Origin of the sequence: Kutzneria buriramensis, assembly GCF_003387475.1 — a bacterium.
In the GTDB taxonomy this organism is placed as follows: Bacteria; Actinomycetota; Actinomycetes; order Mycobacteriales; family Pseudonocardiaceae; genus Kutzneria; species Kutzneria buriramensis.
In genome coordinates this window covers 350,937-374,122 of sequence record NZ_QUNO01000012.1, presented here as the reverse complement: position 1 = coordinate 374,122, position 23,186 = coordinate 350,937, and the positions used below count along the sequence as shown (strand labels likewise).

The 23,186-nt window shown below is 71.2% G+C and carries 15 protein-coding genes; 3 read left to right on the top strand and 12 right to left on the bottom strand.

The window, feature by feature from the left end; all coding sequences use genetic code 11:
• Window positions 1–21: 21 nt before the first annotated feature.
• The 6 genes from BCF44_RS33570 to ftsY form a co-directional block, all read right to left on the bottom strand.
• Complete coding sequence (locus BCF44_RS33570; RefSeq protein ID WP_116178429.1) at window positions 22–2,376, bottom strand: [protein-PII] uridylyltransferase; 2,355 nt, start codon at window positions 2,374–2,376, stop codon at window positions 22–24.
• 83 nt (window positions 2,377–2,459) lie between these two features.
• Window positions 2,460–2,798: a P-II family nitrogen regulator gene (locus BCF44_RS33565; protein ID WP_116178428.1), complete on the bottom strand. Its 339-nt coding sequence runs from the start codon at window positions 2,796–2,798 to the stop codon at window positions 2,460–2,462.
• Window positions 2,795–4,075, bottom strand: a complete 1,281-nt coding sequence (locus BCF44_RS33560) for an ammonium transporter (RefSeq protein WP_246015893.1) — start codon at window positions 4,073–4,075, stop codon at window positions 2,795–2,797. Before BCF44_RS33560 ends, BCF44_RS33565 begins: the two co-directional genes overlap by 4 nt.
• Window positions 4,076–4,320: 245 nt before the next feature.
• On the bottom strand, window positions 4,321–5,799 hold the full coding sequence (locus tag BCF44_RS33555) for a sodium:solute symporter family protein (protein WP_211353322.1): 1,479 nt from the start codon (window positions 5,797–5,799) through the stop codon (window positions 4,321–4,323).
• A complete protein-coding gene (locus BCF44_RS33550) occupies window positions 5,796–5,990 on the bottom strand; it encodes a DUF3311 domain-containing protein (RefSeq protein ID WP_116178427.1) in 195 nt (64 codons plus the stop codon). The genes BCF44_RS33555 and BCF44_RS33550 overlap by 4 nt, the downstream gene beginning before the upstream one ends.
• Before the next feature lie 177 nt (window positions 5,991–6,167).
• Entirely contained in the window at window positions 6,168–7,463 is a 1,296-nt protein-coding gene (gene ftsY, locus BCF44_RS33545; RefSeq protein WP_116178426.1) for a signal recognition particle-docking protein FtsY, read from the bottom strand.
• 62 nt (window positions 7,464–7,525) lie between these two features.
• Here ftsY and BCF44_RS33540 point away from each other — a divergent pair, with 62 nt between their 5' ends.
• Entirely contained in the window at window positions 7,526–8,659 is a 1,134-nt protein-coding gene (locus BCF44_RS33540) for an anhydro-N-acetylmuramic acid kinase (protein WP_116178425.1), read from the top strand.
• Window positions 8,646–10,124 (top strand): sodium:solute symporter, encoded by a 1,479-nt coding sequence (locus BCF44_RS33535; RefSeq protein WP_116178424.1) that lies wholly within the window; start codon window positions 8,646–8,648, stop codon window positions 10,122–10,124. The genes BCF44_RS33540 and BCF44_RS33535 overlap by 14 nt, the downstream gene beginning before the upstream one ends.
• On the opposite strand, the gene BCF44_RS33530 is transcribed toward BCF44_RS33535, so the two are convergent.
• The 5 genes from BCF44_RS33530 to BCF44_RS33510 all read right to left on the bottom strand — a co-directional run bounded on the left by BCF44_RS33530 (window position 10,063) and on the right by BCF44_RS33510 (window position 18,360).
• A complete protein-coding gene (locus BCF44_RS33530) occupies window positions 10,063–11,226 on the bottom strand; it encodes an MFS transporter (RefSeq protein WP_116178423.1) in 1,164 nt (387 codons plus the stop codon). The genes BCF44_RS33535 and BCF44_RS33530 overlap by 62 nt on opposite strands.
• On the bottom strand, window positions 11,223–12,485 hold the full coding sequence (locus tag BCF44_RS33525; protein ID WP_116178422.1) for a GGDEF domain-containing protein: 1,263 nt from the start codon (window positions 12,483–12,485) through the stop codon (window positions 11,223–11,225). Before BCF44_RS33525 ends, BCF44_RS33530 begins: the two co-directional genes overlap by 4 nt.
• A gap of 255 nt (window positions 12,486–12,740) precedes the next feature.
• On the bottom strand, window positions 12,741–15,971 hold the full coding sequence (locus BCF44_RS33520) for an AfsR/SARP family transcriptional regulator (protein ID WP_116178421.1): 3,231 nt from the start codon (window positions 15,969–15,971) through the stop codon (window positions 12,741–12,743).
• Window positions 15,972–16,228: 257 nt separating this feature from the next.
• The gene (locus BCF44_RS33515) at window positions 16,229–17,668 is read right to left on the bottom strand and encodes a hypothetical protein (protein WP_116178420.1); all 1,440 of its coding nucleotides are present in this window, start codon (window positions 17,666–17,668) and stop codon (window positions 16,229–16,231) included.
• Window positions 17,665–18,360 carry a nucleotidyl cyclase domain-containing protein gene (locus BCF44_RS33510; RefSeq protein ID WP_211353321.1) on the bottom strand — a complete coding sequence of 232 codons (696 nt, stop codon included), beginning with the start codon at window positions 18,358–18,360 and terminating at the stop codon, window positions 17,665–17,667. Before BCF44_RS33510 ends, BCF44_RS33515 begins: the two co-directional genes overlap by 4 nt.
• 184 nt (window positions 18,361–18,544) lie before the next feature.
• On the opposite strand from BCF44_RS33510, the gene BCF44_RS33505 reads away from it, so the two are divergent.
• Entirely contained in the window at window positions 18,545–19,219 is a 675-nt protein-coding gene (locus BCF44_RS33505) for a Crp/Fnr family transcriptional regulator (protein WP_116178418.1), read from the top strand.
• Window positions 19,220–19,222: 3 nt separating this feature from the next.
• Here BCF44_RS33505 and smc read toward each other — a convergent pair whose 3' ends face one another.
• Window positions 19,223–23,011 carry a chromosome segregation protein SMC gene (smc, locus tag BCF44_RS33500; protein ID WP_116178417.1) on the bottom strand — a complete coding sequence of 1,263 codons (3,789 nt, stop codon included), beginning with the start codon at window positions 23,009–23,011 and terminating at the stop codon, window positions 19,223–19,225.
• Between the last annotated feature and the right edge of the window lie 175 nt (window positions 23,012–23,186).

The following is a 23,186-nucleotide window of genomic DNA, read 5'->3' as shown; positions in this document are numbered from 1 at the left end:
GCCGCAGGGGACCAGCCACTTCTAGCCTCTCGCCGCGGTGAGGACGGCGCGTTCGAGGGCGCGGCGGCGGGGCAGGTCGAGCTGCTCACCGTCCTGGGGCACCAGGCAGAACGAGTCGACGACGGTGCCGCCGAGGGTGGCGACCTTGGCCCACCGGACGTCGAGCTTGTTGCCTTCGAGGGTGGCGGCGACGTGGTGGAGCAGGCCGATCCGGTCAGCGGCGCGGAGCTCCATGACGACGCCGCCGGTGGCCTCGTCGTCGAACCACAGGACGCGAGGGGGCGGGGCGTCGGCGGGCGGACCGCCGTAGTCGCGTTCCTTGGCGCTGAGTCGTTCGGCGAGGGGCAGCTCGCCGGCGATGGCGCGGGTGAGCTGCTCCCGGATCAGCCCGGCGTCGGGCAGGGTGCCGAAGCGCGGCGACACGGAGAAGACGTCGACGGCGACTTCGGCGTGGCTGCGCAGGGCGGCGGAGTGGACCTGGAGGGAGTTCAGCGCCAACACGCCGGCGGCACGGGAGAGCAGGCCGGGACGGTCGGGGGCGACGACGGTGACGGTCGCCGAGGAACCGTCCTCGGTGATCAGCACGTCGGGTTTGCCGGACACGGCCACCTTCTGCGCCAAGTCCTGCTGCGACGCGTCCAGCGGCTCGGGATGGGGCGACGGCTCGCCGGCCATCGCGGAACGGCAGCGCCGCACCAGGTCGGCGATGAGCCCGGCCTTCCAGTCGGTCCACACGCCGGGACCGGTGGCCAGCGAATCGGCCTCGGCCAAGGCGTGCAACAACTCCAGCAGCACGGGGTCGCCGCCCAGGGTCTCGACGACCCGGGCGACGGTGGCGTCGTCCTCGACGTCACGCCGGGTTGCGGTGTGCGGCAACAACAAGTGGTGTCGCACGGCGGCTGACAGCAGCAGGACGTCATTGGGCCACAAGCCCAACCGCTCCCCGATCTGGGTGGCCAGCGCGGCGCCGACCTCGGAGTGGTCGGCGTCCCGTCCCTTGCCGATGTCGTGCAGCAGCGCGGAAAGCAGCAGCAGGTCGGGCCGCGAGACGGTGGTGGCAAGCCGGGCCGCGTGGGCGGTGGTCTGCACGAGGTGCCGGTCGACGGTCCACGTGTGTGCGAGATCCCGCGGCGGCAGGTCTCGAACGGCGCCCCACTCGGGGAAGAGCCGCCCCCACAGGCCGGTCCGGTCCAGGGCCTCGACGACGTCGATGAGCCCGGGACCGGTGCCGAGCAACTCGAGAAGCTCGTCACGGGCCTCGCGCGGCCACGGCTTGCGCAGCTCGGGCGAGGAGTCGGCGAGCCGGGTCAAAGTCCCCGACGAGATGGGGCTGTTCGTACGGGCAGCGGACCCGGCGACGCGAAGCAGCAGCCCGGGGTCACGGCTGGGCACGGCGTCCCGGGCCAGCGCGACTTCGTTGCCGTGCAAGACAACGCCGTCGTCCAGCGGCCGCCTGGCCGGGCCCCGACGCAGTGCCGATCGCCCGAACGCGCCGATTCCCTTACGGGGAGCGGCCGCCCGCGCGGATCGCAGTGCCACGTCGACGGCGTAGACGACGGTCCGACCGGCCGACGACAACGCCCGCGCGAGCCCGAACCGGTCGCCCATCGCCAGCGCCGAGGCGACCTCGTCACCCTCCTGGGCGTGCAGGACATCGCGAGGCTTTCCGCTGGCGCGCCGCAGTTCCGTCCGAACGTCGAGCAGAAGTTCCCGCGCCTCTTCGACATCGCCGCCGGGACGGTCGATGACCTGAGCCACCGCCAGGGCGTCCACCAGCTGCACGTCACGCAGCCCGCCGCGACCGTGCTTGATGTCCGGCTCCACGCGGTGCGCCACCTCTCCGGACGCCGTCCAGCGCCGCTTGGCCTGGTCGGCGAGCTCGTCGAGGCGGTCCCGGATGCCGGCCCGCCACTGCTGCCGGGCCGAGTTGATCAGGCGCTCGGCGACCTCCTGGTCACCCGCGAGGAACCGGGCCTCCAGCAGCCCGAGCGCCACCCGCAGGTCGCTGCCGGCGACCCGCAGCGCCTCGCCGACGGTGCGCACCGAGTGGTCCAGTCCGATGCCGGAGTTCCACAGCGGATACCACAGCTTCTCGGCGACGGAGTCGATGTCCTTGCGCCCGTTGTGCACGAGCACGAGGTCGAGGTCGGATCCCGGCACGAACTCCCGCCGGCCCAGCGCGCCGACGGCCACCAGGGCGGCCCCCGCGCCCACGCCGGCGGTGCCGGCGTGGGCCGTGAGCCAGAACTCGTGCAGGTCGACCAGCGCCTCGCGAAGCGCCTCCGCCGGTAGTCGGCGGTGGCCCGGTGCGGGCTTGAGGAGCAAGTCCCTGGCCCGCACCAGGTCGTCCGCCGAAACGGCCCCCAGATCGGTCACTTAAACCTCCCGAGCACGCCTCGCGTGGACGCTCGGCGCCCTCGCTAGGAGCCCTGCGTTGAACGGTGAGCTCGCAAGCTCGCTCACAGAGCGTCGTTGCCGCGTTCGCCGGTCCGCACCCGCACCACGGTCTCGACCGGCACGACCCACACCTTGCCGTCGCCGATCTTGCCGGTGCGGGAGGCCTCCACGACCGCGTCCACGACCTTGTCCGCGGTCAGATCGTCGACCAGCACCTCGACCCGCAGCTTGGGCACGAAGTCCACGGCGTACTCGGCGCCCCGGTAGACCTCGGTGTGCCCCTTCTGCCGGCCGAAGCCCTGCACCTCGCTGACCGTCATGCCCAGCACGCCCAGCCGCTCGAGCGACGCCTTGACGTCGTCCAGCACGAACGGCTTGATGATCGCCGTCACCAGCTTCATGACTTGCTTCCCTCCAGGACCGTGCTAGCGCCCGACACGTTGCCCACACCCCGGCCGGCGCCCACGATGCCGCCGAGCTCGTAGGCGGTCTCAGCGTGCTCGCTCTCGTCGATGCCGGTGACCTCGGCCTCGGTGTCGACCCGGAACCCGATCGTCTTCTTGATGATCCACCCGAGGATGAAGGTGATCACGAAGGAGTAGCCCAGCACCGAGAACGCGCCGATCGCCTGCTTGCCCAGCTGGGTGAATCCGCCGCCGTAGAAGAGGCCGTCGGCGCCGCCCGAGTTGACGCTGGTGGTGCCGAAGAAGCCGATCAGCAGGGTGCCGACGAGGCCGCCGACCAGGTGCACGCCGACCACGTCGAGCGAGTCGTCGAAGCCGAGGCGGAACTTCAGGCCCACGGCCAGGGCGCACAGCACGCCGGCGATGAGGCCGATGGCCGCCGCGCCGAGCGGGCTGACGAACGCACAGGCCGGGGTGATGGCGACCAGGCCGGCGACCGCGCCGGAGGCCGCGCCCAGGGTGGTGGGCTTACCGTCACGGAACTGTTCGGTGATCAGCCAGCCGAGGACGGCGGCGGCGGTGGCCACGGTGGTCGTGGTGAACGCGACGGAGGCCAGGTCGCCCGCGGCCAGCGCGGAGCCGGCGTTGAAGCCGTACCAGCCGAACCACAGCAGGCTGGCGCCGAGCAGCACGAACGGCACGTTGTGCGGCCGCATCGGCTCCTTCGGCCAGCCCTTGCGGCGGCCGAGCACCAGGGCCAGCGCGAGGCCCGCGGCGCCTGCGTTGATATGGACCGCAGTACCACCGGCGAAGTCGAGTGCCTTGATGCGGTTGGCCAGCCAGCCGCCGAGGGTGGAGCCGTCCGGCGCGTCGAAGGCGAACACCCAGTGCGCGACCGGGAAGTAGACGACGGTCACCCAGACCACCAGGAAGATCACCCAGGACCAGAACTTGGTCCGGTCGGCGATCGCCCCGGAGATGAGCGCGGGGGTGATCACCGCGAACATCAGCTGGAACATGGCGAAGGCCAGCACCGGGATCTGGTGGTCCTTCGGCCCGGTCAGCTGTCCGACGGTGCCGGCCAGCCCCGAGTTGTCGAAGTTGCCGACGAGGCCGGCGAAGGCGTCGTTGCCGAACGCCTCGCTGTAGCCGTACAGCATCCACAGCACCGTCACCACGGCGAGCGCGATGAAGTTCAGCATCAGCATGTTCAGCACGCTCTTGGAGCGGACCATGCCGCCGTAGAAGAACGCGAGTCCCGGTGTCATCAGCATGACCAGCGCTGCGCTGGCCAACACCCAGGCGGTGTCTCCTGTGTTCACATCGTCCTCCCGTGCGGGCGCCAACTGCACGGAAGCATCCGCAGCGGCTGTTTCACCGGCCCGCGCCTCATGTTTCGCGGGCGTGAACTGTCGGCGGTCCGGTGTTAACAGGGCATTTCCACGGGCCTACCCGCCCGGTTTCGGTGACGTTCCGTCAACGGGTGGTGGGCTGTGCGTCGCCCGATGCGGTGGCTGGCTCAGGCCGTGACGGACTCGGTCGGCGCACCCCGCACCGCACGGTGGCGACGGGTGATCATCGTGACGAGGCCCAGCACGACCACGTTCGCGACCAGCGCGACGACGCCGGTGTTCAGGTCCTGCACCGGCTGCGGCAGCCACGGCGCGAGCCCGGCCAGCGTGGCACCGCTGATGGTGAACGCCGCGACCACGGCGACGCCGACCAGAATGCCCGCGGCGGCGCCGGTCGCGTTGACCAGCCGGCGGCGGCACAGGCTCAGCAGCAGGGCCGGGAACAGCTGCGTGACCAGCGAGTAGCCCATCAGGAGCAGCGAGACGATGGTGTCGCCGCCGTTGAACGTGAAGTACAACGCGATCACCGCGACGACCGGCACCAGGATCTTGGCCAGCACGCCGACCTGCCGGTCGGAGGTGCCCGGCCGGGCGACGCGGTAGACGTTCTTGGCCAGCATCGTCGCCGACGTCATGAGGATCAGCGAGCCCGGCACGAGGGCCGTCAGCACGCCCGCGCCGCCGACCACGCCGACGAACCAGGGGTCGAACGTCTTCACGCTGATGCGCAGCAGCGACAGGTCGCCGTCGCTGCCCTTGAGGCCGGGCACGACCAGGACGGCGGCGAAGCCGGCGAAGAACACGAAGAGCAGGATCAGCTGGTAGAGCGGCAGCACGACCGCGTTGCGGCGGAAGACCCGCTCGTCACGGGCGGTGTAGACGGCGCCGAACGAGTGCGGCCACATGTAGAAGCCGAACGCCGACAGCAGCACCGTGGACACGAACCAGCTGGGGCTCATGCCCTTGGCCGGCAGTGTGAGGAAACCGGGCTTGGCTGCGTCGACGGCGTGGAACATCTCGCTGTAGCCGCCGAAGTAGCGCACCGGCAGGTAGATGCCGAGGAACACGACGACCGCCAGGATGAGGACGTCCTTCAGAGCCGCCGTCCACGCCGAGCCCCGCACGCCGGAGATCGTCACATACGCCGCGAGCACCACGGTGCCGACGATGATGGCCGCCGCGTACGGAATCCGGCCGCCGGAGGTCTCCGACACGATGATGCCCAGGCCCTTGAGCTGGAGCACCAGGTACGGCACCAGCGCGACCACGCCGACCAGCGACACCAGCACGCCCAGCGCCGGGCTGTCGAACTTGGCCGTGTAGAAGTCGGCCTGGGACAACAGCTCCTTGCGCCTGCCGTAGCGCCAGACCGCCGGCAGCAGCCAGTACGACATGACGAACGCCAGCGAGCCGTAGCAGAGGATGTAGAAGGCGGGGCCGCCCTTGCCGTAGGCCCAGCCGGAGCCGCCGAGGAACGTGAAGGTCGTGTAGATCTCGCCGGCCATCAGCAGGAACACGAAGACCGAGCCGAAGCCGCGGCCGCCGACCGTCCACTGCTCCAGGTCCATGTCGCGGCCGCGACGGGCCTGCACCGCCAGCACGACCGCGACCAGCACGGTGGCCGCGACCACCAGCAGCGCGGTCACTCGCCACTCCGGTTGGCCGGGTCGAGCTTGTAGATCACGGCCAGCACCACGCTGGTGAGCACGACCCAGGCCACCATCCAGAACAGGATGAACGGCAGGCCGAGCACGTACGGCTCGGTCCGGTCGGCGAACCAGACGCCGCCGAGCATTCCCAGCACCGGCAGCACGCCCAGCAGGTGGCGCAGTCGCATCGAGCCTCCCCGAAGCCCGGCAATTCCGCATTGCGGAATCCAACTACCAGGTTTGGGGGAATCCAACGTCGAGCCCCGACGGTGTGTCAAGACCTACCCACCGGCTGTTACCCGACCGACCAATGCTGCGAAAGGGCCATTCCTGACGTCGAACGTCAGGAATGGCCCTTTCCACACTCAGCCCAGCAGGGCGTCGACGAAGGCGGCCGGCTCGAAGGGGGCCAGGTCGTCGGGGCCCTCGCCGAGGCCGACCAGCTTCACCGGCACGCCCAGCTCCCGCTGCACCTGGAACACGATGCCGCCCTTGGCGGTGCCGTCCAGCTTGGTCAGCACGACGCCCGTCACGTCGACGACCTCGGCGAACACCCGCGCCTGGATGAGGCCGTTCTGGCCGGTGGTGGCGTCCAGCACCAGGAGCACCTCGTCGACCAGCGCCTGCTTCTCCACCACCCGCTTGACCTTGCCCAGCTCGTCCATCAGGCCGGTCTTGGTGTGCAGCCGGCCGGCGGTGTCGACCAGCACGGCGTCGACCTTGGCGTCGATGCCCTGCTTGACGGCGTCGAAGGCGACGGCGGCGGGGTCGGCGCCTTCGCGACCCCGCACGATGTCCGCGCCGACCCGGGAGCCCCAGGTGGCGAGCTGTTCGGCGGCGGCGGCGCGGAAGGTGTCGGCGGCGCCGAGCAGCACGGTGCGGCCGTCGGCGACGAGCACGCGGGCCAGCTTGCCGGTGGTGGTGGTCTTGCCGGTGCCGTTGACGCCGACGACCAGCAGCACGGCCGGCCGGCCGTCGTCGGGCAGCGCCCGCACGGACCGGTTCATGTCCGGGTGCAGGGCGTCGATCAGCACCTCACGCAGCAGCGCCCGCGCCTGGGCGGCGTCCTTCACGCCCTGCGAGACGATCTTCGTGCGCAGCGTGGCGACGATCTCGACGGCGGTGGCCGCGCCGAGATCGGCCATCAGCAGCTGGTCCTCGATCTCGGTCCACGAGTCCTCGTCGAGGTCGCCGGCGCCGAGCAGGCCGAGCAGGCTCTTGCCGAACATCGTCTGGGACCGGGCCAGCCGCCCGCGCAGCCGCTCCATGCGGCCGGCGGTGGGCGCGATCTCGTCGAGAACCGGTTCCTCGACGATCTCCTCGGGCTCCGGCAGGTCGACGTCGACCAGCGTGCGGCGCTCGGAGTCGCGCGGCACGGCGGCGTCGTCGCCGACGCCGGGCTGGCCGTCGACCTCGGTTCGGTCGACGACCGGGTGTTCGACCGGTTCGACGGTGGCCGTGCCGCCACCGGTGGACAGGTTGAAGCCGCCACCGGCCTGGTAGCCGCCGGACTTCGGCTTCTCCAGCTCCTCCTTCTTCTTCGTCATGTCGATCCGGCGGCGCCGGGCCAGCACGAGCCCGACCACCAGGGCGACGAGCAGCACCGCCAGCACGACGGCGCCGATGACGATCAGCTGGGTGGGAGTCAACACGGGTGCCATCCTCGCATCCCGGGTTCCGCCAACATCTAACGCATCGACGCGCGATTTGGTAAAAATCGTGCATGAAGGTGCTCGGCCTGATCTCCGGCACGTCGATGGACGGCATCGACGCGGCCGTGGCCGAGCTGCGACTGGCCGGCGACACCGTGGTGCTGACGCCGCTGGACGCCACCTCCGTGCCGTATCCGCGGCACGTGCACGCGGACCTGCTCGCGGCGCTGCCGCCGCGCGACTGCACCGCGGCGAAGATCTGCCAGCTGGACACCTGGGTCGGGCAAGCGTTTGCCAACGCCGCCGCGCAAGCGCTTGCGCGGCATCCGGACCTGGGACTCGTCGCCTCGCTCGGCCAGACCATCTACCACTGGGTGGAGGGCGAACGCTGCCTCGGCACGCTCCAACTCGGCCAGCCGGCGTGGATCGCGGAGGCGACCGGGCTGCCGATCGTCGCCGACATGCGTGCCCGTGACGTCGCGCGCGGCGGTCATGGCGCGCCGCTGGCGGCGATCCTCGACGCACTCTGGCTCGGCGGCCGCGACGACCGCACGTGGGTGGGACTCAACCTCGGCGGCATCGCCAACATCACCGTCGTCGCCCCGGGCCGCGAGCCGATCGCGTACGACACCGGCCCGGGCAACGCGCTGCTGGACCTGCTCGCCCGCCGGGTCGGCCTGCACCAGGACGAGGACGGCGAGCTGGCCGCCGACGGCACCGTCCAAGGTGACCTGCTCGAACTGCTGCTCCAGGACCCCTACTACGGCCGGCCCGCGCCGAAGTCGACCGGCAAGGAGCTGTTCCACGTCGGCTACCTCGACGGCACCGAGCACCGCGTCGTCGAGGACGTGATGGCCACGCTGGTGGAGCTGACCGCGGTCACCGTCGCCGACGCCTGTCGCAAGCACGGAGCGGACGTCGTCGTCGCTTCCGGCGGCGGGGTGCGGAATCCGGTGCTGATGCGGGCGCTTCGCCGCCAGCTCGCGCCGGCGGAGCTGTGCGTCAGCGACGACTTCGGGCTGCCCAGCGACGCCAAGGAGGGCTACCTGACGGCGCTGCTCGGCTTCCTGACCTGGCAGGGCGTGCCGGCGAACGGCCGGCTGCTCGGCTCCCTGACACCCGGCCGCGGGCCGCTGCGCCCGCCGCCACCGCCCGAGTTCCCGGTGACGAAGCTGCGTGTGGAGGCGTCCGATGCATCCCGTTGATCTGATCATCATCGTGCTCTATCTGCTCGCCATGCCGGTGATCGGCCTGCTGTTGCGCGGCCGGCAGCGCACCGGTGCGGACTACTTCGTCGGCGGCCGCAACCTGCCGTGGTGGGCGGTCTGCCTGTCGGTGGTGGCGACCGAGACCTCGACGCTGACGGTGATCAGCACGCCAGGTCTGGTGTGGGGCACCGGCTTCACCTACCTCCAGCTGGCGCTGGGCTACATCATCGGCCGCATCCTCGTGTCGGTGATCCTGCTTCCCCGGTACTTCAAGGGAAATCTCGTCACCGCCTACGCGTTCCTCGGCGAACGCTTCGGCACCGCCGCGCAGGGCGTGGCGTCGCTGGCGTTCGTCGTGACACGGCTGCTCGCCGAGGGTGTGCGGCTGTTCGCCGGGGCGATCCCGATCCAGGCGATCCTTGCCAGCTACGGCATTCACACCGCCTACTGGCACATCGTGCTCGGCCTGACCGTGCTCACCGTGATCTACACCTACGTCGGCGGCGTGCGGTCCGTGGTCTGGGTCGACGTCGTGCAGCTGGCGCTCTACCTCGGCGGTGCGCTGGTGGCCGTCGGCGTGCTGGCGTCGCGGCTGCCCGGCGACTGGTTGTCGACGGCCGCGGCCGGAAACCGGCTCCAGTTCTTCGACTTCACGTCCAACCCGCTGTTCAGCCAGTACGCGTTCGTCACGGCGATCGTCGGCGGCGCGGTGTTCGCGATGGCCTCCCACGGCACGGATCAGCTGATCGTGCAACGGCTGCTGGCCACCCGCAGCCTGCGCGACGGCCAGAAGGCGCTCATCGGCAGCGGCATCATCGTGTTCGTCCAGTTCGGACTGTTCCTGCTGGTCGGCGCCGGGCTGTGGGTGCTCTACCACGGGGCGTCGCCGGCCTCGCTGGGGCTGACCAACACCGACGGCTTCTTCTCCAAGTTCATCGTCGAGGACCTGCCGGTCGGCGTGGCGGGGCTGCTGATCGCCGGCATCCTCGCGTCCACGATGGGCGCGCTGGCGTCCGCCCTGAACGCGTTGTCCACGTCGACGGTCACCGACCTGTACCAGCGCGTCAGGAGGGAGCCGCTGCCCGAGGAATCCGCCCTCAAGCACGGGCGGATCTGGACACTGGTGTGGGCGGCGGTATTCGTGGTGTTCGGCTCGATGTTCTCCAGCACCAAGGGCCCGGTGATCGAGCTCGGGCTGGGCATCACCGGCTACACCTACGGCGCGCTGCTCGGCTCGTTCGCGTTGGGACTACTGGTGAAACGGGCCGCCCAGGCCGACGCGGTGATCGCCTTCCTGGTCACCGTCGCGGCCATGGCGGTCATCGTTTCGCTGAAGTTCACCGTCGGCGGCAAGTCGGTCGGGCTGGCCTTTCCCTGGTACACGCTGACCGGCGTGGTGATCACACTGACCGTCGGCGGCCTGTTGTCGCTACGGCATCGGGCACCCGTGCCGGTCGGCTGACCGCCCAACCCACCAGGGCGGACGCCACCTGCATGCCGCCGACCAGCGCGATCACGCCGGCCGCGCTGAACACCGTCAACAGCGGGCCGACCAACGCGGCGCCGAGCGCGTAGGCGCCGAGCCGCAGGCTGGCACCCGTGGCGCCGACCTGGCTGAGCAGCTCCGGCGGGCTGAATCGTTGGCGCGCCGACAGCAGCGCCGGGAACTCCGGTCCGAACGCGAGACCGGCGACCAGGGCCAGCGCCAGCAACACCGGGAAGGTGCCGGCCAGCGACCAGCCGCCGAGCACGATGCCGTAGGCGGCCAGCGACGCCAGCACCACCCACCACCGGCCCTGGAGCCGGATCAGGGCGATGTTCGTTACGACACAACCGATCTCGACGACCGTGAGGACGAAGCCGGCGGAATCCCGGCCGACGCCCAACTGCTCGGTGCGCAGCGACAGCGCGACGATCAGCAGCCCCATCGCGCCCCAGGACAACGTGGTCGCCACCGTGACGGCGCGCAGCTCGGGCGTACGGACCATGTGCCGCAACCCGGTCAGCACCGGCTGACGACCGTGCGGGCTGGGCGGCACCGGCGCGACGAACGCCAGCGCGACCAGGCTGCCGGCCGCGGCCGCCGCGATCGCCAGCACCGCGCCCGTCGGCGACACGACCTTGGCCAGGCCGCCGGCGACGGCCGGACCGGCGATCGCGGCGCCGCTGAACGACATCGAGTCGAACGAATTCGCCCGCGCCAGCCGGGCGGGACCGGCGAGTTTCGGCACCATCGCGGAGAAACCGGCGCTGGTCATCGGCAACGCGAGCCCGGCGATCGCGGCCAGCGGGGGCGCGGCCCACCCGGGCGCGACCACCACGCCCACCATCGACGCCGCGAGCGCGATCTGGTTGGCGGCCAACACCGCCCGCCGATGGCGGGTCCCGTCCAACCAGGACCCGAGCACCGGGCCGGTGAGCATCGACGGCAGCGCGTACGCGGCGAGGGCGACGCCGGTGAGGGCGGGATCGTTGGTGCGCGCCAACAGGAAGAACGTCAACGCGGTGGCGACCATCTCGTCGCCGAGGCGGGCCAGCGTGGCTGCGGTGTAGTACGCCCTCACACCGCCTGTGTACTGCTCACCACGCAGTTGCGGCCAGCGCTTTTCGCGCGGTACAGCGCCGTGTCGGCGGCCAGCAGCAGCTTCTCCAGCGTGTCGCCGGCGCTCGGGTGCACGGCGCAGCCGATGGACACGGTCAGGCCGTCGACGTCGGCGTGCATGCCGTCCAGCGGCACGGTGACGGCCATGTCGGCGATCGCGCCGCGGATCCGCTCGCCCACCGTGAGCGCGCCGGGCTCGGAGGTGCCGGGCAGCAGGATCGCGAACTCCTCGCCGCCGAAGCGGCCGACCACGTCGTAGTCCCGGACCTGTCCGCGCAGGGTGTCGGCGACGGCCTTCAGCACCACGTCGCCCGCCACATGGCCGTAGGTGTCGTTCACCCGTTTGAAGTAATCCAGGTCGACCATCAGTACGCCGAAGGTTCTATTCTCGCGTATCGATCTGGAGTATTCGCGTTGTGCGGAATCATGCCATGCAAGTGCATTAAGCAATCCCGTTTTGTCGTCGGTGCTCGCCGCCACTTCCAACTGCTTCACCAGGACGCTTCTGTGCAACATCAACAACGGCGGCAGCACGAGGATCACGAGCACCGGTTGGTAGACCAAAGCGAGGGCGGCAAGGCCACCGAGACACAGCGTTACCGTTTCGAGCGCGTTGTCACTCCAGGTGCCGAACAACGCCTGTCTCGAACGTTTCCGGCCGTACAGGAAAATTCCGGTCGCGGCCAAGCAGGCGTTGACCGATTCGAACACCAGAGCGGCCGTCAGCACGATCCCGGCGGCCCGCCAGGTCGACGGCGTGCCCACGTCGAGCTGGCCCAGACCGGTCACGCGCAGCACCGACGCGGCCGCGAAACACGACAGCAGGGCCCACGCGGTGCTCACCGCGACCCGGTGCGCGGGCCGCGCGCGGACGTGCCGCCAGACGCGGATCCACAGGTGCAGATACAGAAGCGCGGCCAGCAGGGACACCATCGCCGGGGACAGCAGCACCGCGCCGGCCAGGTACCAGACCGAGGTCATGTTGATGTGGGTCTCGCCCGACATCCAGCGCCGCATGCGCTCGATCCGGGCCGACAGCTCGGCCTGGCCGACGCCGAGCACCAGCAGCACGCCGAGCCAGCACAGATCCGCCGCGCGCTGCGGAAACACCACCGCATCGGTTATCGGCAACGCAATCGCGGCGACTTCGCAACTGAGTGCGAATGCCAGCCATGCCGGCGCCTGCTTCCACACGTCCCAGTTCGGCACCGCGACGCTCATGTCACGGAATCGTGCGATACTCGTGCGCAACGCGATACCGAGTTGGGCCATAATAGAAGTCGACACCCCCTCTACTGCGACCGCTCCGCATCGACAACCACCCGACGTGTCTGCCGTCAGCGTAGTCGGCCGTACGTCCGACGTAGCCGGAGGAGGCGACCGAACATGGCGACCCGCGAAGGCTGAGCCCCGTATTCTCCCGCAGACGAGCGCGCGCCGCCGCCCCCGGCGGCCGGAATCCACCGCCGCTCGCACTCACGCTCCGTCACCACGAAGCAGGTCGGCGGCCGCCCCCGCCTCCGGCACCCCGAGCGCCTCCAGCACCTCGGACGCCCGTTCCCATGCCCGCCTGGCCGCCCCGGTCGCGCCCAGCGCCCGGTGCCCCCTACCCGCCGTGAGCAGCGACCTGCCCTCGACGAGACGCTGACCCGTCCGCGCGGCCAGCGCCACCGCCGCCTCGGCGCGCCCGACGGCCGGGCCCGATTCCCCCGTGGCCAACTCGATCTCGGCCATCACGTGCAGCGTGGCCGCCTCGGCGCAGCGCATCGTCGCCGCGTCGCCGATGTCCAGCGCCTGCCGAGCGTGCTCGAACGCCGAGGACAGCTCACCCGCGGCCAGCAACGTCGCGGCCAGGCCGAGTTGTGCCTGAAGCTCACCGCTGCCGAACCCGATGCCGCGGCTGAGCTGGAGCGCCTCGCCGTGCCGGCGCAGAGCGAACTCCGGCCGGCCGACAGCGAGTTCGAGCGCGCCCAACGTGTTCAGGGCGTTGACGGTCGCGCCGCGCGCGCCGGCGCGGACCGCCAGCGCGTGCGACTCCTCGGCCTCGCTCCGGGCCAGATCGTACTGGCCCAGGTCCAGGTGCACGGACGCACACGTGTCCAGCACGTCGTATTCGTCCTCCCCGCCCAGCTCGTGGCGGATCCGCAGCGACTCGGTCATCTCGGCGATCGCCTCCTCGTACCGGCCGAGCTCGCGGTAGGTGTTGGCCATGTTGTTGCGCACAAGCGCCTCGCCGGTCCGCTGGGGGATCTGCCGGTAGCACTCCAGCGCCTGCACCAGGAACGCCAGCGACTCGTCGAAGTGGCCGAGGTCGAAGTAGATGTAGCCGAGCCGGGACAGGGTCTTGGCCTCGGTCTCGGTGGCGCCGGCGGCGCGGGCCAGCGACAGCGCGTCGGTGGCGTTCGGCGCGGCCCGGCCCGTGACGCCCAACTCGGCGTGGGTGGCCGCCAGCGCGCTGAGCGCCGCCGCCTCGCCGGCCGTCGACCCGGTCTCCCGGAACAGCTCGACGGCCTGCTCCAGGTGGTCGAGCGCCGGCCGGGTCTGGCCGAGGTCGTCGTGTGCCAGCGCCAGGCAGTAGTTCGCGGCGGCCTCACCGAAGACGTCGCCGAGCTGTGCGGCCAGCCGCCGGGCCGCCTGGGCCGTCACCACGGCGTCGGCGGTATGCCGGTTGGTGACGAGGAAACGGCTGATCACCACCGCGAGCCGCCAGCCCATCGGCAGGCCGGCGTCGGCGGCGTCGAGCACCAGCGCGACCAGGGTCGCCCGCTCGTCGCCGAGCCAGTTGGCCGCCACGTCCCGAGTTCCCGTACGACAGATCGGCGCGCCGGCCGCGACCGGCGGCAGCCCGATGTCGAACGGCGGCGCGAGGCCGAGCAGCTCGACGTTGCTGGCCGCCGTGTGCAAGTAGCTGTCGCGCAGCCGGATCAGAGCCGGCTCGCGCTCCTCCGCGTCGGCGCGGGCGGCCGCGTGGCGACGGACCATGTCGGGCAGGTGGTACCGGCTCGGCTGGTGCTGCTCGATCAGGTGCGCCCGGTTCAGGACACCCAGCAACTGCTCCGCCTCGTGCCTGCCGATGCCCGTGAGTGCCGCGGCCGCGAGGACGCCGAAGTCGAGGATCGGCGTGAGCCCCAGCAGCCGCAGCATCCGCCTGGCCTCGGGCGGCAACGCCTCGTACGCGAGGTCGAAGGTCGCGTGCACCGCCGCTTCCTCGTCGCTCTCCACGGCGAGCGCCGCAATCAGGCTGCCCTTGCGGAGCTGGCGCGCGTAGTCGGCGATGTCCGTCGTGACGGTGCCGGCGGCGATCCGCAGCGCCAGCGGCAGATGCGCGCACAGCGTGGCCAGATCCGCGACGGCCTCCGGCTCGGCGCGCACCGCCCGTTCGCCCAGCATCGTGGCCAGCAGCGCCCGGGAGTCGTTGGCGGCCAACACATCCATACTCAGCGGGCTCGCGCCCTGCAACACGATCAGGCCGCGCAGGGCGTTCCGGCTGGTGATCAGGACGGCGCAGCCCGGCTCGCCGGGCAACAGCGGTCGCACCTGATCCGGCGTGACGGCGTTGTCGAGCACCAGCAGGACCCGCTTGCCGGCCAGCTGCGAGCGGTACAGCGAGATCTGCTCGTCTTCGTCGGCGGGAATCTGCTTCGCCGTCACCCCGAGCGCCCGGAGCAGGCGAGGCAGCACCGCGGCCGGCGTGAGCGGATGCGCCGGCGCCTGGCCGCGCAGGTGCACGAACAGCTGGCCGTCCGGGAAGCGGGGACGCAGCTCGATCGCCGCCTGCACCGCTAGCGCCGTCTTGCCGACCCCCGACGGGCCCGACACCGTCACCACCGGCACCGCCAGGTCCAGCTCCGCCGGCGCCAGCAACGCCGTCAACCGGGACAGTTCCGTGTCACGGCCGACGAACTCGCCGCTGTGCGGCGGCATCCGGAACACCGGCGCCTGCGAGCTGATGCTCGGCTCCGGCGGGGCCAGCTTCGGGTCGCTGGTCAGGATCGACTGGTGCAGGTCGCGCAGCTCGTCGGTGGGCTCCACCGCCAGCTCGTCCGCGAGCAGCCGGCGCACCTGGTGATAGATCGTCAGCGCCTCGGCCTGCCGGTCCGAGCGGTACAGCGCCAGCATCAGCTGCGCCCAGTACCGCTCCCGCAGCGGATTCGCCGTGGTCAGCGCACGCAGCTCGGTGATCAGCTCGTGGTGCCGGCCCAGCCGGAGCTGCGCGTCCATCCGCAGTTCCGCCGCCTGTAAGCGGCGCTCGTCCAGCGCCGCCGCCTCGTTCTGCCGCAGCCGCGCGCTCGGCACGTCCGCCAGCGCCGGGCCGCGCCACAGCTCGAGCGCCTCGGCCAGCAGGTCGATCACCCGCGCCGGCTGCGCCGTGCGGGCCATCGCCAGCAGCCGGTCGAAGCGGCCCGCGTCCACGTCGTCCGGCGGCACGTCCACCCGGTAGCCGTCGGTGACCGTGGTGATCAGGTCGGGCACGCCGATCGCCTGCCGCAGCCGCATCACGTACGCGCGCAACGTCGTGCGGGCGCCGTCCGGAGGATCCTCGTCCCACAGGTTGTCGATCAGCTCCTGCGCGCCGACCGTCCGGCCGGTGTGCAGCAGCAGGGTCGCCAGCACGATCCGGTGCTTGCCGGCCCGGACCGCGACCGGCTCGCCGTCGCGCACCAGTTCGACCGGGCCCAGCAGGCGGAACCGCATGCCCACGCTCATCGGCTCCCTCCTCGGCTCCCGATCGTATTGGGCTGCCTACGCCCCCACGGCCACCGAGGTTCGCTCGCCTCCCCCACCGCGCCCGAAACCTCCCAGATATCCGATCCCGACCGGCGTGAACGGGACTTTCCTCCACACCGAGCGCAGACAGGCCCCTCTCAGGCCGACAAAGGTGCCCGAACGCGGGAAAGGACGCCTTACCCGCGGTGAACGAGGGCAAGGCGTCCTTCCGCGTGTGGATCGTGGCGGGGAACGGGTCAGCTGGCGGCGTGGCGGGCGCGGACCATGCGCTGGATGATGTTGAGCGCGTGAGCGTTGCCGGCCCAGGCGACGTTGCCGTTGGCGTCCTGCACGGTCCCGCTGTAGCCGGTCTCCACGGTCAGCGACTCGCCGCTGGTCACCGACAGGCTGAACAGCTTGGCCACCGAGAAGTCCCCGGTCACCCCGCCGATCAGCTCCACGTGCTCGGAGATCTCCCGGGCCATCGGCTTGGACACCGACGAGATGCCCACGATGTCTCTGTAGTGGTACTCCTGCGTGTGGTCGTAGACGATGTTGCCGGTCTCGAAGTCGAGCCGGCAGCCGTACGAGCTGACCAGACCGTCGGTCAGCAACAGGATCAGCACGTCGTAGGCGTTGGCCCGCAGGTCGCCGTCGTCACCGCGTCGGACCCGGATCTTGTGGTTGGCGCCGGACGCGGAGCTGGGGAAGCCGACGACCACCTGCTCTGGCACCACGAGGTCGCCGGAGTCCTGCTTGAGCCGGGCGTTGAGGCGCAGCCGCCGGGCCGCCTTCTTCTTGATGTAGTCGACGTCCTCGGCCAGCCACTTGTCCATCGTCGGGTCCGGCACCTTCGGCATGGCCTCGGCGTACTTGCGCAGGTACTCCTGGTACGCCAGGTAGCCGCGCACGCCGGGCCGGGCCAGGAAGAAGGCGCCGACCAGACCCAGCACGATCCCGAAGCCACCGATGATGAACCCGACGATGGCCGCCAGCGCCGCCCCGAACAGGAGCATCGCCGGGCCGACCTGGTCCTTCTTGTCCGGGACCGGCGTGAAGTACTTCTTGACGGCGGCCGCGCGGCCGGGCTCCACCCGGCGCGTCTCCTCGAACGGCGTTTCCTGCTGGATCTCCAGGCCGAGTTCCCGGACCCGCGCGCTCAGCGCCCGCCAGGTCCCACCGCGGGCCGGGGCCAGATGCCGCGCGAGAGGCGCCGCCTCGTCCGGCGTGAGGTCGCCGACGTGCCGACGCAGCTCGCTCGCCGCCGGCGCGGGCGCGGGCATGCCGTCGGCCTCGTAGTAGTCCTCCTTGACGATCGCCCACAACACGGCTGCCTGCGCGTACACCGGCATCCCGGCACTGACGTCCATCGCCGCCTTGAGGTGCACGTTGATGCGCTGCACGGCTTCCGGTGTCAAGTACGCCGGCGGGCTGGCGCTGAGTAGCGCGAGCGCCGCGAACACGTGCGCTCGCGCGATCTTCTCCTCGGCCGGGTCGACCCGGCCGTCGCGAGCGGTGCTGAGGAAGCCCTCGAACTTCTCGACCGCGTTGGGATAGAGCATGTGCTTCAGCGCGTCCAGGCCGTCCTCGAACAGGTGCAGCACCTGCTCGTAGATGTACTGGTCGCCCTGAGCGTTGTACTGGGTGCCGCCGTCGGAAGCGGTGTTGTGCTGGAAGTTGTTGGTGTTGTCGCTCATCGCGCGTCCCTGCCGTAGATGTGCTGCGAGCCGCTCTGGTTGTTGAACATCACGCCCGAACCGGTGACCGTGTTGTGCTGGACGTTCGCCGGGTTGCCGGCGAGCACGTCGGCGACCGACGACCCGGCCGGCACCACGACGTGGTGGCCGGGCAGGTGCAGCCAGGCGTCGCCGGTGGTCTCCTTCACGGTGTAGCGCACCTTCGTGAACGTCTCGGGGTCGATGCCGGGATAGCCGTGCTGCACCGTCTCCTCATAGACGTGTTGGGAGACAAGGAGAAGCACCGTCGCGGACTCAGGGGCGGCCCGCAGCGCCTCGCGACCAGGCGGGGCGTCGAGCAGTCGCGCCAGCACCTCGAGGGGGCGCCCCACGATCCGGCCGTCCTGGACGTGCACGTCCCCGGCGTGCAGCGCCATCCGGATGCGGATCTTGGTGCTGTCGCCAGCGGTGCGGTTGTAGGATCGCAGCCGGCCGGCGAGGTCGGCGGCAAGGGGATGGATCAGGCTGGACTTGGCGACCCCCTGCGGGGCAATGACAAGCACGCCGTCGCCGAGGTCCTCGCGATGACAGGCGTCCCAGTCGATACGGCTGGTGGCGAACGCCTCGCGCAGCTGCGCGAACAACGCCTCCTGGTACCGCATCATCGCGACGTTGCCCCGGCCGCTGGACCGTTCGACATCGACGGCGAACATCGGTCGATACTCCGGATTGGTGAACATGTGCTCCCTCTGGGTGGAGATCCGTGCGCGGCGGCTATCGAATTCACCCGCTCGTGCGACGACCAACCTGGCACCGACGCGGTATGGGGTCTGCCTCATCTGACCCACACGGCGCTGGTTCATCCGGCCGTTATGAACGTGACATCAGGAGGGGCTCATGGACCCGGCATACCACTCCGGCACGCTGTGGGCCCTGCTGACCGCGGCGGAACGGCGAATCCTGGAGGCCGCCGGCACGACGCACTACCACCCGGCCGGCACCCGGCTGCTCAGCCAGGGCGACTGCGCCGGCGCGGCGCTGATCCTGTTGGCGGGCCGGGCAAAGGTCGTCGCGATCTCGCCAACCGGCTACGAGTCGGTACTGGCCGTGCGAAGACCCGGCGACATCATCGGTGAGATGTCGGCCATCGACAACAAGCCGCGGTCGGCGACCGTGGTGGCCATCGACGGCCTACAGGTGCTGCGCATCCCACCGGCCAAGTTCAACGCCATCCTGGGCGGCAATCCGGCGATCGCGCACGCGGTGCTGAAGGTCGTCTGCGCGCGGCTGCGCAGCGCGAGCCAGCGGCGCAGCGAGTTCGGCGGCAGCACGGTCGCCCAGCGGCTGACCGCGTTCCTGGCGGAACTCGTGGCCCAGGACGGAAAGGCGTCCGGCGACGGCATCACGATCACTGTCCCGTTCAGTCAGGAGGACATCGCCGGGGCGATCGCCGCCTCGCGCAAGGCGGTGGTGCGTGCGTTGCGGGTGCTGCGCGACGACGGAGTGATCACCACCAACCGACAGCAAATCGTGGTGCTGCGGCCGGACACGCTGATGGAGCGCGCCGGGTAGCACTCACATATCGTCGGACGCCGGCTCTTGATTCGCCTCCGCCGCAACGGGATCGACCTCGGTCACGGCGCCCTCGGCGCCGACGTCCTCGGTCACGCCGGCTTGAGCGGGGCTCGGACTGACCTCGACGGGAACCTCCGCGATCTCAGCATCGCTCACGTCGACGGGAGCCTTGGGGACATCCGCCGCCCCGGCCGGCTTCTCCGCCACGCGTTCCGCCTTGCCGCCGCGCAGCCGCTGCGAGATCACCGCGCTGATGCCGTCGCCGCGCATGGACACGCCGTACAACGCGTCGGCGATCTCCATGGTCGGCTTCTGGTGCGTGATGATGATCAGCTGCGACTTCTCCCGCAGCTGCTCGAACAGGCTGATCAGCCGGCGCAGGTTGGTGTCGTCCAGCGCGGCCTCGACCTCGTCCATGACGTAGAAGGGCGACGGGCGGGCGCGGAAGATCGCGACCAGCATGGCCACCGCGGCCAGGGACTTCTCGCCGCCGGACAGCAGGGAAAGCCGCTTGACCTTCTTGCCGGGCGGGCGGGCCTCCAGCTCGATGCCGGTGGTGAGCATGTCGTCGGGCTCGGTGAGCACGAGCTTGCCCTCGCCGCCCGGGAACAGCACCTTGAACACGGTCTCGAACTCGCGGGCCACGTCCCAGTAGGCCTCGGTGAAGACCTCGAGGATCTTGTCGTCGACCTCCTTGACCACGGTCAGCAGGTCGCGGCGGGTCGCCTTGAGGTCCTCCAGCTGTGTGGACAGGAACTTGTAGCGCTCCTCGAGCGCGGCGAACTCCTCCAGCGCCAGCGGGTTGACCTTGCCGAGCTGGGCCAGGTCGCGCTCGGCCCGTTTGGCCCGCCGCGCCTGCACGTCCCGGTTGTACGGCATCGGCTGCGGCGCAGTGACCTGCTCGCCCTGCTCCTTGGCGGCCTCGTACTCGGCCAGCTCGGTCGGCGTGGGCGGCACCATGGCGTCGGGGCCGTACTCGCTGATCAGGTCGTCGAGGCCGATGCCGAAGTCGTCGGCGATCTTGGTTTCCAGCTGCTCCAGCCGCAGCCGCTGCTCGGCCCGCACGACCTCGTCGCGGTGCACGGCGTCGGTGAGCTTCTCCAACTCGGTGGTGAGTTCCCGAACCCGCCCGCGGACAGTGCCCAGCGCGGCCTCGCGGTCGGCGCGGCGGGCCTGTGCGGCATCCCGGTCGGCGGCGGCGCGGTGCAGCGACAGCGCGATCCGCTCCAGGGCGGTTTCACCGCCGGACACAACGGCATTGGCGACGGCCGCGCCACGCACCCGCGCGGCACGGGCCCGCTCGGCCCGTTCACGGGCCTCCCGCTCGGCCCGGGCGGCCCGGCGCAGCTGCTCGGCCTTGCCCTGCAACGCCCGCGCCCGCTCCTCGGCGGTCCGCAGCGACAGCCGGGCGTCCATCTCGGCCTGCCGGGCGTGGTGGAGCTGGTTGGCCGCCTCGTCGCGCTCGGCCGTGTCCGGCTCCTCCTCGACGGCCTCCTCCTGCACGGCCGCGAGCCGCTCCTCCAACTCCGCGAGCTTGCCGACGGCGTCCTCGCGGGCCTGCTCCAGCTTCACCCGCTGGGCGCCGATCCGCTCCACCTCGGCCTCGGCCGACCGCACCGCCTGCTTGAGCCGGTTGATCCGCTCGCCGGACCGGGCCCGCCGGACCTTGGCCTCGTTCAGCTGCTCCTTGAGCTCGCCGACCTCGTCCCGGCGGGTCTGCTGCTCGGCACGGGCGCCGGCCAGCGCGGCGCTCGCGTGCTCCAGCGCCCGCTCGGCGGCACCCAGCTTGTCCTGCGCCTCGTCCACGGCGGCCTGCACCTCGATGGTGCTCTGCGCACGCCCCGAGCCGCCGATCGCCCAGTCGGCGCCGAGCACGTCACCCTCGCGGGTGGCGGCGCGCAGCCCGAGCGCGACGAGTGACTGCGCGGCGGCGAGGTCGTCGACGACGGCCAGCTTCTCCAGAGCCCGCTCCACCGCCGGCCGCAGCGCCTCCGGGGCCCGTACGAGATCGACGGCCCACCGCGCGCCTGGCGGCAGCGACGGCCAGGTCGAACGATCAGGCAACGGCCCGCCGGAGCCGATGAGCAACCCTGCCCGGCCGGAGTCGGACGTGCGAAGCAGTTGCAAGGCGGCGATGGCGTCCGAACCGCCGCCGACGGCGATGGCGTCGGCGACCGGACCCAAGGCTGCCGCGAGGGCGACCTCGGCGCCGGCCTCGACGGTCAGCAGCGCGGCGACGGAGCCGAGCAGGCCCGGCAGCCGATCGCCGGCGGCGAGCAGCGCGCCCGCGCCGTCCTTGCGGGTCAGCCCCAGCGACAGCGCGTCCACGCGCGCCTTCCAGGACGAGATCTCCTTGTCGGCGGACCGCTCGGCCTTGACCAGCTCCTCGACCCGGGCGCGGGCCACCTTCTCGGCCTCGACGGCCTGCTGGTGCCGGTCGTCCAGGCCGACGTCGCCCTCGTCCTCGGTGCCGGTGACCTCCTGCTGCTCGGCCAGCTCGACGCGGGCGATCTCGGCCCGTTCGCCGGCCTCGGCCAGCGAGGTGGACAGCCGCTCGATCTCCTCCGCGGACGCGTTGTTCTTGCTGCGCAACGCCTCCACCTGGCCGGTCAGCCGGGCCAGGCCCTCGCGCCGGTCGGCGATCAGCCGCACCGCGGCCAGATGCGCCTTCTCGGCGGCGGTGACCATGCGCTCCAGCTCGGCGCGCCGCTCGGAGCTCTCGGCCAGCACGATCCGGGCCTCGGTGACGGCCTCGTTCAGCTCGGCCTCACGCTCGGCGGTCTGCTCGGCCTCGGCCTCCAGCTCCTCCGGGTCGCGGCCACCGCGGGACGCCTCGGGCGCGGCCGACAGGTGCCGGGCGCGCTCCATGGCCAGCCGCACGGTGCCGCGCAGCCGCTCCTCCAGCGCCGACAGCCGGTACCAGGTGTCCTGGGCCTGCTGGAGCACGGGCGCGTCCTCGGCGACCAACTGCTCCAGCTCGGACTGCTTGGCCGTGGCCAGCTGGAGCAGCTGCTCCACCTCGGTGCGCCGGGCCCGCGCCGCCGCCTCGTCGGCCTCGTCGCGGTGCAGCTCGCCGCGCTGGGTGACCAGGTCGTCGGCGTACAGGCGGAGCCGGGAGTCGCGCAGCTCGGCCTGCACGGCCTGCGCCTTGCGGGCGATCTCGGCCTGCTTGCCCAGCGGCTTGAGCTGACGCCGCAGCTCCGCGGTCAGGTCGGTCAACCGGGTCAGGTTGGCCTGCATGGCGTCCAGCTTGCGGAGCGCCTTCTCCTTGCGCTTGCGGTGCTTGAGGACGCCGGCGGCCTCCTCGACGAAGGCGCGGCGCTCCTCGGGCTTGGACTCCAGGATCGCCGCCAGCTGGCCCTGGCCGACGATGACGTGCATCTCGCGGCCGATGCCGGAGTCGGACAGCAGCTCCTGGATGTCCAGCAGCCGGCAGGAGTTGCCGTTGATCTCGTACTCGGTGGCGCCCTCGCGGAACATCCGGCGGGTGATCGACACCTCGGTGTAGTCGATGGGCAGCGCGCCGTCGGAGTTGTCGATGGTCAGCGTCACCTCGGCGCGGCCCAGCGGCGCGCGGCCGGCCGTGCCGGCGAAGATGACGTCCTCCATCTTGCCGCCGCGCAGGCCCTTGGCGCTGCCCTCGCCCATCACCCAGCGCAGCGCGTCCAGCACGTTCGACTTGCCCGACCCGTTCGGGCCGACGACACAGGTGATACCCGGCTCCAGGCGCAGCGTCGTCGCCGAGGCGAAGGACTTGAAGCCCTTCAGCGTCAGGCTCTTCAGGTGCACGTCAACGCCTTGTCGGTAGATGGTTCCGGCCGGGTTATCGCGTGAGGGTACCCGCCGTACGGCCGCACCAGTCGCACGCTGGGCCGAATGGTGAAAAAGGAACTGAGACGGGCCTTTTGTGTGTCAGTTCTTGACGGCCACGGCGGCCGGGGTCACGGTATGCAGTGTTCCGGCT

What these genes read in the sequence shown, in the direction of transcription:
- BCF44_RS33565 (WP_116178428.1), bottom strand. Translation starts at nt 2,798, where the DNA reads ATGAAGCTGGTGACGGCGATCATCAAGCCGTTCGTGCTGGACGACGTC.
- BCF44_RS33560 (WP_246015893.1), bottom strand. Translation starts at nt 4,075, where the DNA reads ATGCTGATGACACCGGGACTCGCGTTCTTCTACGGCGGCATGGTCCGC.
- BCF44_RS33550 (WP_116178427.1), bottom strand. Translation starts at nt 5,990, where the DNA reads ATGCGACTGCGCCACCTGCTGGGCGTGCTGCCGGTGCTGGGAATGCTC.
- ftsY (WP_116178426.1), bottom strand. Translation starts at nt 7,463, where the DNA reads ATGGCACCCGTGTTGACTCCCACCCAGCTGATCGTCATCGGCGCCGTC.
- BCF44_RS33540 (WP_116178425.1), top strand. Translation starts at nt 7,526, where the DNA reads ATGAAGGTGCTCGGCCTGATCTCCGGCACGTCGATGGACGGCATCGAC.
- BCF44_RS33535 (WP_116178424.1), top strand. Translation starts at nt 8,646, where the DNA reads ATGCATCCCGTTGATCTGATCATCATCGTGCTCTATCTGCTCGCCATG.
- BCF44_RS33525 (WP_116178422.1), bottom strand. Translation starts at nt 12,485, where the DNA reads ATGAGCGTCGCGGTGCCGAACTGGGACGTGTGGAAGCAGGCGCCGGCA.
- BCF44_RS33520 (WP_116178421.1), bottom strand. Translation starts at nt 15,971, where the DNA reads ATGAGCGTGGGCATGCGGTTCCGCCTGCTGGGCCCGGTCGAACTGGTG.
- BCF44_RS33515 (WP_116178420.1), bottom strand. Translation starts at nt 17,668, where the DNA reads ATGAGCGACAACACCAACAACTTCCAGCACAACACCGCTTCCGACGGC.
- BCF44_RS33510 (WP_211353321.1), bottom strand. Translation starts at nt 18,360, where the DNA reads ATGTTCGCCGTCGATGTCGAACGGTCCAGCGGCCGGGGCAACGTCGCG.
- BCF44_RS33505 (WP_116178418.1), top strand. Translation starts at nt 18,545, where the DNA reads ATGGACCCGGCATACCACTCCGGCACGCTGTGGGCCCTGCTGACCGCG.